The organism is Hoeflea sp. CAU 1731 (genome assembly GCF_039888615.1).
Taxonomy (GTDB): Bacteria; Pseudomonadota; Alphaproteobacteria; order Rhizobiales; family Rhizobiaceae; genus Flavimaribacter.
Window position 1 is genome coordinate 35,552 of sequence record NZ_JBDQQS010000006.1, and the last position, 17,145, is coordinate 52,696.

The following is a 17,145-nucleotide window of genomic DNA, read 5'->3' on the forward strand; positions in this document are numbered from 1 at the left end:
TCTGAATCCGATTGCTACGTAAACCGAATGACCAGCTTTCCGACAGCCGTCCTTTTGCTGAAGGTGTGCAGCATTTCGACCGCTTCGTCCAGGGTGCCGATGCGAGCGATTTTTGGGTCGAGTTTGCCATCAAGAATTAGCCCAGCGAGCTTCGCGCCGAGCACCGGACGCGCACCGTGATTGCGGTTGGCGTAATCCGCCCAGTAAACGCCCATCAGATTGCGTTCGCCAAGCAGGGCGAGGTTGACAGGCAGATTGGGAATGGCTCCACCTGCAAATCCAATCACGAGGTGACGTCCGCCATAGCCGAGCGAACGGAACGCAGCCTCGAAATGATCGCCCCCGACGGGGTCACAGACGATATCAAGACCGGCGCGGCCGAACTGCTCTTTCAGGACACTCCGCAGGTCTTGTTCGGCGTAGTTGATCAGGTGTTGGGCACCGTAGTCTGCACAGACCTTCAGCTTGTCGAAGCTGGAAGCCGCGGCAATGGCCTGTGCTGCGATATGGCGGCAGATATCGAGTGCGGCGAGGCCGACGCCGCCCGAAGCGCCCAGCACCAGCACCCTGTCGCCTGCGGACATTCCCGCACGGTTCATTAATCCGTGCCAGGCGGTCATGTAGGCCAAGGGAAAGGCAGCGGCGATGTTCCAGTCCAGTGCTTCGGGAATTTTAAAGGCACGTTCGGCCTCTACGACTGCTTCTTCCGCGAAGGCCCCCCAAGTGACGACCGCAGAAACCCGGTCGCCCACGGCAAACCCCTCGACCGCATTTCCGACCTCCACCACTTCGCCGGATAGTTCCATTCCGGGCGTGAAGGGCAGTTCCGGTTTCACCTGGTACCGGCCGGCGACGATCAAGCTGTCGGGAAAGTTAATGCCTGCGGCATGCACCTTCACGCGGAGGTGGTTGTCTAACAATTTGTCAGGCGCGACATCCTCGATCGAAAGCGCATCAATCCCGGAAAATTCATTACATCGTATGGCTTTCATCTGCGTGCCCCGCGGATACCAGGCACCAGTGCTTCGGCTATTACATCGAGCTGCTCCAGTTCGTCGAAGACAGGATTGAGTACAACGTAATCAGGCTTGCTTTCCAGAAAAGAACCAAGCTGATCAAGACAGTCCTCCGGCCTGCCGGATACAGCCAACACATCCACCGCGGACGGATCACGTCCGGGATAGGTCGTACCGAACCACTCCCTAAGCCGGAACTGCGCTCGCGCCGTGTCGGAATCGACCGCGATATACACCCTCTTGCCGACCTTGAAGGCACCCGGTGCGTGACCGGCTTCAGCGGCGAGTTCGCGCATCATCGTCATCTCGGAAAGATAGCGAGCGTTCGGGGCGGCACCGGCGCCCATCCAGCCGGTGCCTAGGCGCGCGGCGCGTTTCAACGCGATCCTGCTTGATCCACCGAACCAGATGGGTGGATGCGGCTTTTGAACTGGTTTCGGATTGATCGAGGCGTCTAGGATTTCAAGACGCCCGTCATCGTGGCTCACGCCGTCTTCGGTCCAGAACCGCCTAAGGAGTTCGACGGCCTGTTCGAGCTGCGCTCCGGTCCTCTCGGACGACAGTCCGCAAGCGCGGTAGGAGGCGGGATCGCTTCCCGCAGCGACGCCCATGATGAGCCGTCCGCCGGACAGATGATCGAGCGTCGAGGTGGTTTTAGCCAGCAGAGCCGGACTGCGCAGTGCTATTTGCAGGATTCCGGTTCCTAGTTTTGCGCGGCTTGTCAGAGCGGCGGCAAAGCTCAGAAGCGCCACCGGAGCCAGTCTTGGACCTGGCCCGAAGAGCTGTTCGGTGACCCAGAGACTGTCGAAACCGAGAGCGTCAGACTTCATCAGATAGTTTCGTAGACGGGCCATATCGAGGGCCTGCATCGAGGATTGTGGGATCGGCAGGCCGATTTCTATTGTCATGGATTGGCCCTTGTAAATGCAGGTGTCATCGCAGTATCAGCGTCGGCAGGGACGGAAACGCGAAGAGGATCGCAGTGAGGCAGAAGAGCGCAAGCACGAAGGGCACGACGCCGCGAAAGATCGTCTGTATCGGAACATCAGGCGCCATGCCTGCAATGACGAAGACGTTGATCCCGACAGGGGGTGTAATCATGCCAAGTTGCACGGTTACCACGATCATTACACCAAACCAGATCGGATCGATGCCCAGAGCGGTAATCAGCGGAAAGAAAATCGGAACCGTGAGCAGGAGCATGGAAATTTCATCCATGACCGCTCCCAACGCCAGGTAGATCACGAATATGATCATCAGCACGGTCGTGGCTGACAAGTCGGCGGCTGTAAACCAGGCGGCGACCGTCATCGGCATCTGGGTCAGCGCCACGAAAAACGAGAACATGTCGGCGCCGATCACGATGAAGAAGATCATCCCCGACGTCACGACTGTCTGGGTGATGGCGTCCCGAAACGCGATCCACGACAGTTTTCGACGCAGAACCCCTATCGTGATTGCGCCGATGGCGCCGAATGCTGCGGATTCTGTCGGCGTTGCGAGGCCTGTATAGATGGATCCGACCACGACAGTAAAAAGCAAGACGATCGGCCACATGTCCCGCAAGCTGGACAGGCGGTCATCCCGATCGCTCTCTTCGCCCGGTGGCGCAATGTCGGGATCGATGCGCACCCATATGGCGATTGCAAGCATGAACAGCGCCATGCCGATGATGCCAGGCACGATGCCGGCCAGCAGAAGATTACCTGGAGAGGTTTCGGTAACGATGGCGTAGAGGACAAAGATAATTGAGGGAGGGATCATGATCCCTAGCGTGCCGCCCGCCGCGATCGATCCCGTAGCCAGCGCATCGGAATAGCGGTAGCGCTTCATCTCAGGCAGCACTACGCCAGATACGGCGGCCGCCGTGGCGATTGACGAACCACATATCGCACCGAAGGCAGCGCTTGAAAATACGGTCGCCATGGCGAGTCCGCCACGCAGTCGCCCTAACCAGGCATTGGCCGCACGGAAGAGGCTCTGGCTCAGACCTGACTGCGACGACACAAACCCCATCAGAAGAAATAGCGGAATGATGAGGAAGGTGTAGGAACTGGCACGCTCGAAAGGAGCGTTGCGCAAGATGTAGATTGCAGATTGGGCAGACGAGACATAGGCTGTTCCGGCCAGACCCGTGATCGCCATTGCCAGAGCGATCGGGATCCTCAACGAGATCAGGCCGAGGAGTGCGGCAAAACCGCTTAGTGCAACCGCGAGTCCGTCCATTCAGTCTTGGTCTCCGGGACCAGTTTCGGTATCATGCAACATCCGAAAAAGTGCCGCGCCGGCCGCAGCCAGTGCACCGATTGCCGCACAGGCCATGAACGGCGCCAAAGGAAGGCGGGCCGTCAGTGTCGTCGTGCGCCCGAGATAGGCATCAAGGGCGAGTTGGCCGAGATAATATGCGACCGACACAAGAAATACCGACCCGGTGACAGCGGCAATCAGAAAGAGTGTCCGTTGCACCGTCGTCGGCAGCCGGCTGGTCAGCAGATCTACAGAAACATTCGCGTCGCGCAGGAAGGTCAGCGGAAGTGACAGAAAGATTGCGGCGGCAAGAAGCTGTTCGGAGAGCTCTACCATACCTGAATATCCACCGCCGAACAGTTTGCGAGCAATGGTGTTCAGCACAATTGCCAGCGCCAATCCGACAAAAATTGAGCCTGACAGATATGCCAGGAGGCGCGAAATACGGGCGCCTCCTTTTCGGACTCCAGTGGGAATGCTCAGTTGCTTTCCCCGTGCTGTTCGGCGAGTGCACGTGCCTCTTCGAGCAGAGCGCGGGCATTCGATACGCCATTCGCCTCGGCGTTTGAGACCCAGGTCTCGTCCATTCCCTCGACCATTTTCCGCCATTCTGCCCGTTCTTCCGGCGAAAGCGTGATGATTTCATGGCCATCACCGCTCAGCGCATTGCGGGCATTTTGGTCGTTCCCGTCCCAGATCGCTCCAATGTCTGCCCAGTATCCGGATCCTGGCGCTGTACTCTCGATTACAAGCTTCTGCAGGTCATCCGGAAGTTTCGCGAGAGACTGTTTGTTCATGAAGGTTGCGAACACAGTCGAGTACATGGACAATTCGGTGTGGTACTTTGTAACTTCGTTGAGCTTGAAGGCCAGGACGCCTTCATGGTTGAGAACGAATCCATCAATTGTGCCCTGAGACATGGCCTGGTAGATTTCCGATGACGGCAATCCGACCTTCGAGCCACCGAGACCTTCTATAATATCTCCGGTGACGGCGGTAGGTGCGCGGATTCTCAGCCCCTTGAGGTCATCAATGTTGCGCACCGGTGTCTCGCTGGTATGGATATGGCCAGAAGGATGCACATTCATGGCCAGAATTTGCACATCCGGATAATCTTCCGAGATGTATTCACCCCACAACTCCTCAAGCATTTGCGATCCGGTTTCGGCGGTTTTGAAAAGGAACGGCAGTTCGAGAACGGAGGTGCGCGGGAACTTGTTCGGCGACCAGCCCGGAATGCCGTAGCTGATGTCGGCCAATCCCGCTTCCACGCAATTATATTGCTCAGTGGGTTTGCAAAGCGAGGAGCCGGGAAAGATTGTTACTTTAAGGCGCCCATCAGATTTTTCTTCGAGCATTTCTGCCCATGGCACCAGTACCTTATTGTGATGCGTAGTGACCGGCGGCAGCATGCTGGACACCTTGAGTTCGTATTCCTGCGCTACGACTGCCGTCGTTAAGCCTGACAAGAGCGCCGAGACGCCAAAGATGGTCTTAATACCTGTCCACATGGTGTTCTCCGTATTCGATTTGATACTGCGTTATTGAGCGGTGTTGGCAATTACCGCTTCTGCTTCGATTTCAATTAGACTACCTGGACGCACGAGCTTGCCGCATTGCACGAGCGTACTGGCTGGAAACTTGTCGTGATCGAAGAAGCGGCCGCGAACCTCGTGCAGAACCCGGAGAGTATCTTCGTTCAGCTCTGTGACGAAAATCAGTGTCCTTACAATATCATTCAGGGTCGCACCCTGCTGCGAGAGGTCATCGCGCAGTTTCTCCAGTATTTTCTCGCACTGACCTTCCATCGTGTTGCTGACGATGTTGCCATCCTCGTCTGTGCCCAGTTTCCCGGAGATGTAAATAATCGTATGCGTCGGCAAATCGACCCGGACGGCATCGCAAAAGGCGGCCGGTATACCTGTGTCTTTAATACCGGGGATATTGCGCGTCGGATTTTTGATTGTTGTAATTGATTGTCGGATCAAAGTCGTTCTCCCAGCTCTTGGGCCAAGTGGGCCGCAGTAACCCTATAAATAGTGCTCGGCGTTAGCCTATCTGTCAGTTACTTGACATTGGGATGTCAAATTTGCTTGCTGGTCTTGGCCGAGTCCCCAGGAGTTGGGACTGCAAGGCAAGAACCGGATGTCACTGAACTCAAACGCGCACATTGTTAAAATCCTCACCGAACTGGCGGAGATTGGCGGTATCGACTCACAGCGACTGATACAGAAACAGGAGTTTGGCCCAAGAGAGAGTATCTTTCACCTCGGCGACAAACGAAAATGCTTCTTTATTGTGCGCAAGGGGCGGACCCGGACCTACATGGTCTCGGCCTCTGGTCACGAAATCACTACCGGTATCTGGACCGAGGGTGCCACCTTGGGACTGATCAGCAGTATTGCAAGTATTCCGCGCGTCTTGTCGTGTGAAGCTATCGATAGATGTACGGTCGACATGGTGGACATAGTTCGGTTCGAGACTTTGATGGAGGCGCATCCGACCCTTGCCATCGCCATGTCCAAAACCATGGCTGAAACCGCGGCCTCTGCGATAACGCGGGCCAGCTATTTTGCGCTGCATTCCGCCATGGGTCGGCTGATCAAGGTATTGCTTACGCTAGGTCGGCATGAAGCCTATGGCCCGGACAATGATCAGGCGATGATTCGCGACCTCAGCAAGGAAGACATAGCCAGAATTGCTAACGCCTCTCGCCCGTGGATATCACAGTCAATATCTCACCTGCAAAGCGAGGGGCTCTTGGAATCAAGACGAATGGAGATTCACATTCCAAGTCTGTCGAGGCTCGAGAAATACTGCGACCTGGTTTGCGACTGACCCGCGAGTGAGAATGTTAACTACCTGACAGAATAGCGGTCGTTCAATCGCTAAGCGTTGACGAACACCAGCATCAAACGAGGGTGAATTTGGCTCAGATAAATGTGAAGCGGAATAGTGGATGGGCAGAAATCCGGCTGGATCGGCCGGACAAGCGAAATGCTCTGGGCGAGGAGATACTAACCCAGCTTAACGACGCTATCGCAAGCTTTGTCGATGATGAAGACACACGGGTAATAGTACTCTCGGCCACCGCCCCCATCTTCAGTGCGGGCGCGGAGTCAAAAATAAAATCTGACTCGTCGGCGGAGGAAAAGCGTACGGCCTTCAAAGGAGCGAAATCACAGTTTCGTCGCCTTTTCGAACGGGCAACGAGCAGCTTTGAACAGCTCGAACAGATCACTGTCGCAAAGATCAACGGTCATGCGATAGGTGCCGGCTGGGGGCTGACCCTGGCTTGCGACTTTCGATATGCTGCCAGGCAGGCGCAGTTCTGGATCCCCGAGGTCGATCTCGGTGTTCTGTTGGGGGTAGGAACGACAACGCGAATGGTACGCCTGATAGGAGCCGCCCGTACGAAGGAGATTGTCCTTGGTGGCCGGCGGTATGATGCAACCGCACTCAAAGATATTGGATTGCTGACCGAGGTCGTCGACAGCGGCGAACTCGACGAAGAGGTCCACAAGTATGTCGAGTTTCTTCTTGCAAAGCCGTTCCTGCCGCTGGCGCAAATGAAATCCCGCATCGACCATATTGCCCGCACAGCCGTACCGGAGGCAGCTTCGGTAATCGAAACGATCTTGCCGAGAAAGGACAGCTAGATGTTTCTAGAGGGGATCCGGGTTCTTGATCTGTCGCGTATACTGGCCGGGCCACTTGTAGCTGCGACGCTGGGTGACATGGGAGCCGATGTGATCAAAGTCGAACGGCCGGGCCGCGGCGACGATCTGCGCTGGCTCCGCGGCAAGACCGGCATGACAGCCTCGTTTGCTGCTCTCAACCGCAACAAACGCGGAATTGCCATTGATATTAAGACTGAAGAGGGCTGCAAGCTGGTGCTGAGTCTCGCAGCTCAATCGGATGTGGTTATTGAAAATTTCCTTCCCGGCACGGCGGAGCGACTTGGTATCGGCTACGAGCAGGTTAAAGCGGTAAAAAACGACATTGTGTACCTGTCGATTACCGGGTTTGGGCAGGACGGACCACTTTCCTGGCGCGGCGGATACAACTCTGTAGCCCTCGGCCAGGCGGGATTCATGGCTCTTACCGGCATGCCGGGTGATCCTCCAACCCGCCCCGCCGGATCACTCGCGGATGTTGCCGCCGCAAACGTGGCCATCGGCGCGGTGAATGCAGCGCTGGTACGACGCGAACGGAAGGGCGAAGGTGCGTATATCGATGTAAACCTGCTCGCATCCACATTGGGACTGCTACCCGATCCGGTGGCAAACTACTTTGAATCAGGTATTGCACCAAAGCGCCTCGGCAACCGCTCGCCCAGCGTGACGCCGGGCGAGGTTTACCCGACATCAGACGGTCTTGTAACCATTGTTCTGACCAGCCCTAAACAGTGGCGGGCGCTCTGCGAAGAACTCGATGATATGCAAATGTTCAACGACCCGCGCTTCAAGACGAATGCCGACCGACTTGAGAATTTCGACGCCTTCCGAGCACGGATGGAAGCACACATTGCAAAGGCAACAACCGACGAGTGGGTTCAACGCCTTACTCGTCATTCCATCGCAGCCGGTCCGGTCTACGAGTTTCCGGAAGTGTTCGAAGATCCGCAAATCAAACATTTGTCGCTGGTGAAGGAGATCGATCAGCCGGGGCTTGGGCCGACAAAAATGCTGGGACCGACCTTTCGTACCAGGGATGATGATCACGGCATACGCCGCCCGGCGCCACGCGTCGGCGAGGATACTCGGACAGTCCTCCAAGACGTTCTCAATCTGTCCGCAGATGAAATCGCCGTACTCGAGAGATCCAAAGTCGTCGAACAGTTTGTACCTGCTGAATGAAACACCTACGCAGGGTCTGAAAGGAGAAAACATGGAACCGAAGCCGATCACGAAGACACCCGCCTGTTACGTCGAAAAAGATAGCTTTCCGCAACTCTCCGGGCTGAACCATATTGCCTATCGTTGCCGTGACAGCGAAGAGACACGGCACTTTTACGAAGACATACTCAATATGCCTCTTATCGGTATTGTCTGGCACGATCACGTACCGTCGACAGGAGAATACTGCCCGTATTTTCATCTGTTTTTCGAGATGGCCGACGGCAGTTCTATTGCTTTCTTCGATCTGTTCGACGGCAAAGCAAACACACCGGCACCAGACACGCCTCGCTGGGTAAACCACCTGGCTCTGACCGTCGAAAGCGAGCAGGCGTTGCACGACGCAAAGGCACGTCTCGAGGAGCATGGTGTGGAGGTCATCGGACCGACGACCCACTCCAGCTCCAAGTCGATCTATTTCTTTGATCCGAACGGAATACGGCTTGAACTGGCCTATATGACAGCCAGCAGGGAAGCGCTCCTGAAGCGGGCGGATGAAGCGCGCGATATACTGAAAAAACGCGAAGAAATCTGGAAAGGCGTTCAGCAACGGCGCGAAGAAGGCATCTATCACGAATGACGCCAGCGAATACGCCGGAAGCGAAGCGTTACAAAATTGGCATCGATGTAGGCGGAACCTTTACTGATCTCTCGATCGTCGAGGATACCGAGAGCGGCCCGTCGCTGTCATTTCACAAGGCGCTGTCAACGCCGGATGATCCATCTGTGGGTGTGTTCGATGCCTTGAATGTCGCTGCCCAGGAACGTGGTATATCGCGCGAGGCGTTGTTGTCCCAAACGCGGTTTTTGGGGCTTGGGACGACCGTCGCGACAAATATCATGGTTCAGCGGGAGGGTGCGGATGTAGCGCTCGTTGCCACAAGGGGATTTCGGGACGCGTTGTCAATCCGTCGGGGTATTCGAGAGGATGTGTGGGATATCCGACGCCCGCATCCAAAGGAACTCGTGCCACGCTGGAATCGGTTTACCATCGAAGAACGAGTGGATTCAAAGGGAAATGTTCTGCTCACCCCACGAGCGAATGAACTTGATCGGCTGGCGGAGGAGATCAGGGCGTCTGATGTCGAGGCCATTGCCATTTGCCTGTTCAATTCGTTTCTCAACCACGAAAATGAAACCATCGTCGCCAACTATCTGCGCAGGGCGTTTCCAAATCACTTCATTTCTGTGTCTACAGAGCTGATCCCGCGGATCGGGGAGTATGAACGTACCTCGACCACTGTGATCAACGCATTCGTGGGACCGAAAACCGCACGTTATCTGACCCAGCTGGTCACTGCCCTGCGTGAGGCCGGTCTGCAACAAGAACCTCTGATAATGCAGTCGAACGGCGGTTTGGTCGGCGTTGCGCCACTGTTGACGGCACCGGTACGCGCCGTCCTGTCAGGGCCCGCAGCGGGTGGATCTGCGGCAGCCTCATGGGCTGAAATCAGCGGCGCGGACGATGTCGTTTTCTTCGATATGGGCGGCACGAGCATCGACATCCTGGTCACCGAACAAAAGAATGCTAACCACAAGGATGTTACCGCGATCGAGGGCTACCACATGGTGGTGCCATCGATCGATATTCGCACCGTTGGCACTGGCGGAGGCACCATCGCGCGTGTGGATCCAGGTGGGTTGCTGCGCGTCGGACCCGACAGTGCCGGATCGGTGCCAGGTCCGTCCAGTTATGGCCGGGGCGGTATTCTGCCAACAGTAACGGACGCCAATCTGGTCCTCGGCCGGTTGAGCGGCGATCAGTTCATGGCCGGGAAGATGCCGCTCGATATGCATCTGGCGCGCCAGGCGATTGACGTTGGAATTGCAAAAAAACAGGGCGTTTCGGTTGAACAGAGCGCCCTCGATATCATCCGTATTGCAAACGAAAACATGGCCGCATCGCTGAGGATCGTCGCGGCCGAAGGAGGACTGGATCTGCGAAAATACATGCTTGTCTCGGCCGGAGGAGCCGCAGGCATGCATGTTAGCGCAATCCGCCGCATGCTCGACATGGCCGGAGTCTACATTCCGCTACAGGCTTCTGTTGCATGTTCCGTTGGCATGCTCCTATCCGATATCCAGCGCGATCAGGTGATCAGCATCGTCCGGCCCATCAGTGAGATCGAGCCGGGAGAATTGCAGGAGCGACTTGATACCGAAGCAGGTCAGGCATCTGCTGAACTGTTGGAAAGTGGCTGCACCACGGACAAGATAAGCCATCGTTGTTCAGTGGAGCTGCGCTATGTGGGACAGGTCTGGAACATTTCCGTACCGCTGGATCTGCCGGTGACGCAATTCGCACTGGATGCTGCTACAGTTCGGTTTCACGACCGCCACAAAAAACTCTATCACCACGATCATCGCGATCAGTCCGTGGAACTGATCAATATCCAGTTTGTTACAGTCGGCAACACCGACAAAATCGAATGGCGCGAAGCCACACCTGTCAAGGATATCAAGCCTGCCCCCGGCAAGCGTCCGGTCTGGTTCGCATGGTCGGATACTCCAGTGGACACGAAAGTCTTCGACGGCATGACCCTGCAGCCCGGCGACAGTATCGAAGGCCCGGCGGTGATCGAGGAAAGGACCACCTCTGTACTTCTTGATAGGGGCGATCTCGCAAGAGTCGATTCCTTCGGAAATTATGTCGTGACTGTGAAGGAGAATTGAGGGCATGGAAGGGATTGATCCAACCGACATCTCGGTCTTCGAGAGCAAGCTCAATTTCGTCTCTCGCGAGATGGGAATTGTTATGCAGCGCGCCTCGCGCAGTCCGATCCTTAATCAGAGCCACGATTTCTCCTGCTATGTCTGCGATGGTGTCGGCAATCTGATATCGCAAGCCGATGGTGTGCCCATTCATACCGGGGGTGGGGGCTTTGCCGTCGAACGACTTATTGAGTATTGGCGAGACGAGATCGCCGACGGCGACGTATTTCTCCTGAACGATCCCTATGTAGCAGGTGGGAACCATCTGCCGGATTTTACGGTCATTCAGCCGGTGTTTGACCATGGCCGGATCTTGTCATTTGTCTGCGGTCGCGCCCATCAGGTCGATATCGGCGGCGGCATGGCCGGCACCTACAACCCTAATGCGCGCGAAATCTATCATGAAGGAATACGCATTCCACCGGTAAAGATAGTCAAGGCAGGTACGCAATGTCGAGACGTGATCTACCTGGTAGCTCTCAACACGCGCTTCCCGGAAATGGTTTCCGCCGATATTCAGGCAATGATCGGCGCTGTGGGAGTCGGATCGCGGCGTATCAACGAACTTGTCGAAGAGTTCGGCTACGATATGTTCGAGCCGCTATGTGGTGCAGTACTCGACTATGCCGAAGCGGTGGTGCGCAAGCGGATCGAGGAAATTCCTGACGGCAGCTATACCGGAAGGGACCTCATGCTGAACGACGGGTTCAGCGACACGGAGGTCACGATAGCCGTAACGATCACCGTCGATGGAAGCGACCTACACGTAGATTTCACCGAAACGGGCCCACAGATAGATTCCTACAAGAACAGCTCTTACACCAATACGTGCTCTGCGGTTTATCTTGCAGTGGCAACGTTGTTGGGCGGGCGGATTCCGCTGAATGGCGGCAGTTACCGGATGATCAGGATTTCTGCGCCCGAGGGTAGTCTGGTCAATCCCAAAGAACCGGCACCGCTTACGTTCTGTACACACCATCCTACATACGAGATCGTTCATGCCTGCTGGCGTGCATTTGAAGCTGCGGTTCCGGAGATGGTTTCCGCCGGATGGGGCAAGCCCTGTCACCCGGTGTCCTCCGGTCAGCGTCCTGATGGATCCGGTCTTTTCGTGCTGTTTCATATGTCCGCTCAGCCGGGTGCGGGCGCGATGTCGTGTCGTGACGGGTTCGATCAGATTGGTCAGTTGCAAAGCCTCGGGGCCATAACAATGCCAAACCTCGAGGCTTATGAACAAATCTATCCCGTACGGTTTCTCAGCCATCAGTTCCGTATTGACAGCGCCGGTGCAGGACAGTTCCGCGGTGGCAGCGGTGTTGAATATTCTGTCGAGTTCCTTACGGCTTCGCGCCACAATCTCCGTGGCGAAGGGGTGGGCGCACCAACTGGCTTCGGTGTTGTCAAAGGCACCGCCGGGCAGGCTGGACTGGTCACCGCCGGATCCACGAGGGAGGCTTCCGAAGATCTTGCAAGCTATGGCGAGGCCAGCATGGAAGCAGGTATTCTGACTGTTGTTTCACCGGGTGGCGGTGGGTGGGGCGACCCAAAGGACCGTGACAGACAGTCGGTTCTGGATGATCTCCGCTCAGGAATGATTTCGCATGAGTGTGCACGCGACGTCTACGGCGTCTCCGAATGATGGCGTAGTTGAGGGGGCGACATGAGCATTTACCGGCAGGTCTACTCGACCTGGAAAGCCGATCCGGCTGCGTTTTGGGAAGAAGTTGCCAAGGGTATAGACTGGATAAAAACAGCCGACCGTGTCTTCAACCCTGATTCCGGAATATATGGCCGCTGGTTCGATGGAGCGAGCTGCAACACCTGCTGGAACTGCGTCGACCGGCATGTGAAGGCGGGCAACGGCAATCGGGTCGCCATTGTTTATGACAGCCCGGTGACCGGTGAGGTTAATAGCCTGACCTATGCCGAGTTACTCGAACACGTGAATGCTTTGGCACATGTGTTACGGGGCATGGGCGTCGAAAGGGGCGACCGTGTAATCATCTACATGCCGATGGTGACAGAGGCTCTCGTAGCAATGCTGGCCACCGCGCGACTGGGTGCTATACATTCAGTTGTCTTTGGTGGCTTTGCGGCTGCGGAACTGGCCACGAGAATCGTCGATGCGGAACCCAAGGTCATCGTTTCCGCTTCTTGCGGAATCGAACCGACACATCTTGTCGACTACAAGAAGCTTCTGGACGAGGCCATCGAAATTGCGGGTGGCGAGACACCGAAATGCCTTATATTGCAGCGTGAACGACAAAGGTGCAGTCTGATACCACTCCGAGATTTCGACTATCTTGATGAGGTCGGTGCTGCGCTCGATGTCAAGGCGTATGTTGCCTGTGTGCCTGTCGCCGCTACTGATCCGCTCTACATTCTCTATACTTCAGGTACGACCGGCCAGCCGAAAGGTGTTGTGCGCGACAATGGCGGTCACATGGTTGCGCTCAAATGGTCGATGGAGAATCACTACGGCGTTGCTCCCGGTGATGTGTTCTGGGCAGCTTCCGATGTGGGTTGGGTCGTCGGGCATTCATACATTTGTTACGGGCCTCTTCTGCATGGCTGCACTACTGTCCTGTATGAAGGCAAACCTGTAGGGACTCCCGATGCCGGGGCCTTCTGGCGCGTTATTGCCGACCACAGAGTGAATGCACTTTTTACCGCTCCGACAGCCTTCCGCGCAATCCGGAAGCAGGATCCCGACGGCAAGCTGATCGGCAGCCATGACCTCAGCACCTTTCGTGCTCTGTTTCTCGCCGGTGAACGCTCGGACGCGTCAACGATCCGGTGGGCCGAAGAAAAACTGGGCTGTCCGGTCATTGACCATTGGTGGCAGACCGAGACGGGTTGGGCGATGTCCGGCAATCCGGTGGGGCTCGGTGCGCTTCCGGTGAAATATGGATCTCCCGGCTTACCGATGCCTGGTTATGATATTCAGGTGCTGGATGACGACGGCCGCACCGTTCCGCCGGGCGATCTGGGCAACATCGTCGTCAAATTGCCATTGCCTCCAAGCGGGACACCAACGCTATGGAATGCGGAGGCCCGGTTTCGAAAGGCATATCTGGAAGAGTTTCCCGGTTACTACGCGACTTCAGATGCAGGTTTCATGGATGAAGATGGCTACATTTTCATCATGGCGCGAACAGACGACGTAATCAATGTGGCCGGCCACCGTCTGTCGACCGGTCAGATGGAAGAGATAATCACTGCGCATCCTGACATTGCCGAGGCTGCCGTAGTCGGACGCGCCGATGAGACCAAGGGTCAATTGCCGCTCGGCTTCTATGTGATGAACGACAACGCCACGAGTGACCCCGAGGAAATCGAGCGAGAGCTTGTAAAATCAGTCCGCGAAACGATCGGCGCCGTAGCCTCGTTTCGTACGGTAGTGCCGGTCTCCCGACTACCAAAAACGCGCTCAGGCAAGATCCTGCGCGCCACAATGCAAAAGATCGCTGAAGATGCCGACTACAAGCTGCCGGCTGCAATTGAAGATCCGGCAGTTCTGGATGAAATCAAGACTGCCCTGAAAGCTCGCGGCCTTCTGCAAAGTAAGGTTTAGCAACTGCAACTTCCATTTTCAGGCCGGTTTTGCATGAAGGAACATAGAAGCTGCGATCTCTGCACCGATCTTTTCGCTGGCTGCTTTCACGGGGTCGTCATGCAAATGCGCATAGCGTTGCGTGGTGGCGTTATCCTTGTGGCCAAGAAGGGATCCAATAAGTGGCAGGCTGGCACCGCCTGATACGGCGATACTTGCAAAGCTGTGGCGCAAGTCGTGAAGTCGGACATCATCGATTTCGGCCATTTTCCTGATTTTCTTCCAGACCTTCGGGGTGCCCTCGTAGAAGCCGTCGCCTCGAAAAGCGGGGAATACGTAAGGGTTTCCTGCCATTCTCGGGATCTCGGCGATTACCTGCCTTGCTGGTGCATTTAGTGGAACTGATTTCTGGCCCGTTTTCGAGTCTTCCAGCCTCAAGTATCCGCGATCGAAATCGACCTCGCTCCACCGTAGCATTTCGATCTCGCGCTTTCGCATTCCTGTGAACACAAGCAATTTTAGGGTAGCGATTGCCTGGGGATTGAGACCTGACGCCAATCCATCCTGCAAAGCCAGCCCGAGCCGCACTAGCTCTTGCGGGCTCAGGTAACGCTCTCCCATTTTGTCCGGAAAGCGTTTGACGCCGTGTACGGGGTTTTTCTCGATCAATCCGCAATCGAGGGCGTAACTGAAAATCCCGCCGAGCAGACCGACAGTTCGCGTCGCCGCACCTTTCCCGCCTCGAACGATTGCGCGGCCACGCAAACCGGTCTTAATGTCTGCCGAGGTCTTGCCGTTCGCCACATCATGCAGAAAGCGTTTAACGTCGGCGCGGTTGATGTCCCGCACCTTCTTTTTGCCAAGCAGTGGCTTGATATGTCGGATGATACGGCCGCGATCTGTGGCTACAGTGCTAACCTTTTTCGTGCCGGTACCGTGTTCCAGATAAAGATCGCAAAGTTGCGCAACGGTGATCTGTTTCTTCTCGTCCTGCTTTTCTTGAGCGGGATCTTCGCCAATTGCTGCTCTGCCAAGAATACGCCGCGCCTCGGCTCTTGCTTGATCCACAGTCCAGGGAGATCCATGTGCGCCAATCGTGTAGCGTCTTGTTGGAGCAGATCGTCCAGCTCCGACCCGATATTTGCAGACATAAGTTTTACGGCCGCCCTTTGAGATCTTGATGCCGAAACCCTTCAGGTCGCTGTCCCACAGGAAGTAGTCACGGTCTCCAGGATGAGCACGATCGACGACTGATTTCGCCAGTTTGTAAGGCATACGAAAGGATCCAGATCGGTGGTTACTTTTTTGAAAAAGTAACCACATAGTAACCACCGACGCGGAAACGTCAAGGAACGTTAGGGTATCTAGGGAGACAAAAATTAAATAAATTCAGTATATTAAAGAATGTGGAGGAACGTTGGGAAATCTCCAAAAATCCACTTCTTTAGCCCTCCGAAGGCAGAGGTCACAGGTTCAAATCCTGTCGGGTGCGCCAGAATTATTAATAATATCAATGAATTAATATGATTTCACTTTTCGTGTCAATGGCCGCCGTTCTTTTGGTCATCACTTGGTCACCACGGGAAATCAAATTTCAGCCATTTACGGCAACTGACAGCTGCCAGTTTTTCAACAGCTTTTTTGAAAGATTGTATATTCTAATTCAGTGTTGCTCGAGTACGAAAATACCGCAAAGTTCGCAGGTTCAAACCATGTCCCGCTATCTGTGAATTGTCGTAACGCATTTGTATAGGTCGCCTATGGAGAGGTAACACGCGACAATTCATATTTGAGTGCACGTAAAAACGCATCGAGTGATGATCGAATTACTTGATTTGGGCTGATCAAGAGTTGAACATCGAATCGTACCTTCTCCGAGAGTGGAAGCAATTCCAGTTCGTGTCCGGAAAACAGGCTTGAGGCGAAGTTGTCGGAAATCGCGCAACAGTTCAATGTAGTTACCAAACCGGTCGCGATCGCAGGCGACACTGCGGTTACAAAGTATCTTGGCTCCACACCAAGTTGATGGAGTTTCTCGAAAAACAATCGGCCTACAGGCCCTCTTCTTGAAGGCAAGACGCAGTCAATATTTGCCAAATCCTTTAACGGAAACTCCGAGGCGCCAGCAAGAGAGTGCTCCCGGGGGACTATAGCGATGACCTCGCCTTCTCCAATCTTCTCAATAACCAAGTCTCCCGTATCGCTGACACCCGCAGCGAGCCCAACATGCGCTGTTCCTTCGCGCAATGCACGAGTTTGCATGGCGCCTCCTCCGATATCAACCTCGATATGAACATCGGGATTGTATTTCTTGACGGCCGCAATTGCATTCGGAAGCACCTGATATGCCAGCAGACTAGGCACCGTCATTATTCGTATTGTCTCTCCCTTTCCCGTTTTCAATTGATGCAGGGATGCCTCGATTTGGGCAACCTTCTCAAACGTACCTTCGGATTCGAAGTAAAGCACATCCGCTTCGCGTGTAGCTTTCAGGCGGCCCTTCTCGTTAATGAAGAGGGCCAAACCCACCTCATCCTCGAAGATGCGAAGATGACGGCTGACTGTCGGTTGCGCCAAGTGCATGTTTCTCGCCGTTTGGCTCAGGCTCAAGGTCTCATACACCGAGCGAAATATGCTTAGCCGTTGAAGGTTCATTTTTCCTCGCAATGTGAGTGACATATCCTATAGAGAATAGCTATAGACAGGTCAAACATTGCAT

15 protein-coding genes and 1 tRNA gene are annotated in these 17,145 nt (G+C 55.3%); 8 read left to right on the forward strand and 8 right to left on the reverse strand.

All coding sequences use genetic code 11. The features are described 5' to 3' along the window. Nucleotides 1-14: 14 nt before the first annotated feature. The 6 genes from AAFN47_RS11265 to AAFN47_RS11290 all read right to left on the reverse strand — a co-directional run bounded on the left by AAFN47_RS11265 (nt 15) and on the right by AAFN47_RS11290 (nt 5,251). Complete coding sequence (locus tag AAFN47_RS11265; protein WP_499809327.1) at nt 15-992, reverse strand: NADPH:quinone oxidoreductase family protein; 978 nt, start codon at nt 990-992, stop codon at nt 15-17. Continuing rightward, complete coding sequence (locus tag AAFN47_RS11270) at nt 989-1,924, reverse strand: LLM class flavin-dependent oxidoreductase (RefSeq protein WP_499809328.1); 936 nt, start codon at nt 1,922-1,924, stop codon at nt 989-991. Before AAFN47_RS11270 ends, AAFN47_RS11265 begins: the two co-directional genes overlap by 4 nt. Before the next feature lie 25 nt (nt 1,925-1,949). Beyond that, nucleotides 1,950-3,242, reverse strand: a complete 1,293-nt coding sequence (locus tag AAFN47_RS11275; RefSeq protein ID WP_499809329.1) for a TRAP transporter large permease — start codon at nt 3,240-3,242, stop codon at nt 1,950-1,952. Next, the gene (locus AAFN47_RS11280) at nt 3,243-3,662 is read right to left on the reverse strand and encodes a TRAP transporter small permease (protein WP_499809330.1); all 420 of its coding nucleotides are present in this window, start codon (nt 3,660-3,662) and stop codon (nt 3,243-3,245) included. An 80-nt stretch (nt 3,663-3,742) separates the two neighbouring features. Then, a complete protein-coding gene (locus tag AAFN47_RS11285; protein ID WP_499809331.1) occupies nt 3,743-4,675 on the reverse strand; it encodes a TRAP transporter substrate-binding protein in 933 nt (310 codons plus the stop codon). 129 nt (nt 4,676-4,804) lie between these two features. After that, nucleotides 4,805-5,251 carry a Rid family hydrolase gene (locus AAFN47_RS11290; RefSeq protein WP_499809332.1) on the reverse strand — a complete coding sequence of 149 codons (447 nt, stop codon included), beginning with the start codon at nt 5,249-5,251 and terminating at the stop codon, nt 4,805-4,807. Nucleotides 5,252-5,408: 157 nt separating this feature from the next. Here AAFN47_RS11290 and AAFN47_RS11295 point away from each other — a divergent pair, with 157 nt between their 5' ends. From AAFN47_RS11295 to AAFN47_RS11325, 7 genes are all read left to right on the forward strand, one after another. Then, the gene (locus AAFN47_RS11295; RefSeq protein WP_499809333.1) at nt 5,409-6,101 is read left to right on the forward strand and encodes a Crp/Fnr family transcriptional regulator; all 693 of its coding nucleotides are present in this window, start codon (nt 5,409-5,411) and stop codon (nt 6,099-6,101) included. Nucleotides 6,102-6,190: 89 nt separating this feature from the next. Next, nucleotides 6,191-6,922 carry an enoyl-CoA hydratase/isomerase family protein gene (locus AAFN47_RS11300; RefSeq protein ID WP_499809334.1) on the forward strand — a complete coding sequence of 244 codons (732 nt, stop codon included), beginning with the start codon at nt 6,191-6,193 and terminating at the stop codon, nt 6,920-6,922. Next, nucleotides 6,923-8,122 (forward strand): CaiB/BaiF CoA transferase family protein, encoded by a 1,200-nt coding sequence (locus AAFN47_RS11305; protein ID WP_499809335.1) that lies wholly within the window; start codon nt 6,923-6,925, stop codon nt 8,120-8,122. 31 nt (nt 8,123-8,153) lie between these two features. Beyond that, nucleotides 8,154-8,741, forward strand: coding sequence for a VOC family protein (locus AAFN47_RS11310; RefSeq protein WP_499809336.1), 588 nt, complete (start codon nt 8,154-8,156; stop codon nt 8,739-8,741). Beyond that, nucleotides 8,738-10,834 (forward strand): hydantoinase/oxoprolinase family protein, encoded by a 2,097-nt coding sequence (locus AAFN47_RS11315; RefSeq protein WP_499809337.1) that lies wholly within the window; start codon nt 8,738-8,740, stop codon nt 10,832-10,834. Before AAFN47_RS11310 ends, AAFN47_RS11315 begins: the two co-directional genes overlap by 4 nt. Nucleotides 10,835-10,838: 4 nt before the next feature. Next, nucleotides 10,839-12,512, forward strand: coding sequence for a hydantoinase B/oxoprolinase family protein (locus AAFN47_RS11320; protein WP_499809338.1), 1,674 nt, complete (start codon nt 10,839-10,841; stop codon nt 12,510-12,512). 21 nt (nt 12,513-12,533) lie between these two features. After that, entirely contained in the window at nt 12,534-14,447 is a 1,914-nt protein-coding gene (locus AAFN47_RS11325; protein ID WP_499809339.1) for a propionyl-CoA synthetase, read from the forward strand. A gap of 18 nt (nt 14,448-14,465) precedes the next feature. Here the strand turns inward: AAFN47_RS11325 and AAFN47_RS11330 are convergent, their stop codons facing one another. Then, on the reverse strand, nt 14,466-15,701 hold the full coding sequence (locus AAFN47_RS11330; RefSeq protein ID WP_499809340.1) for a tyrosine-type recombinase/integrase: 1,236 nt from the start codon (nt 15,699-15,701) through the stop codon (nt 14,466-14,468). 131 nt (nt 15,702-15,832) lie between these two features. On the opposite strand from AAFN47_RS11330, the gene AAFN47_RS11335 reads away from it, so the two are divergent. Beyond that, a tRNA-OTHER gene (locus AAFN47_RS11335) sits at nt 15,833-15,921 on the forward strand. Between the two features lie 263 nt (nt 15,922-16,184). Here AAFN47_RS11335 and AAFN47_RS11340 read toward each other — a convergent pair. Then, nucleotides 16,185-17,105: a LysR family transcriptional regulator gene (locus AAFN47_RS11340; protein ID WP_499809341.1), complete on the reverse strand. Its 921-nt coding sequence runs from the start codon at nt 17,103-17,105 to the stop codon at nt 16,185-16,187. Nucleotides 17,106-17,145 lie beyond the last annotated feature (40 nt).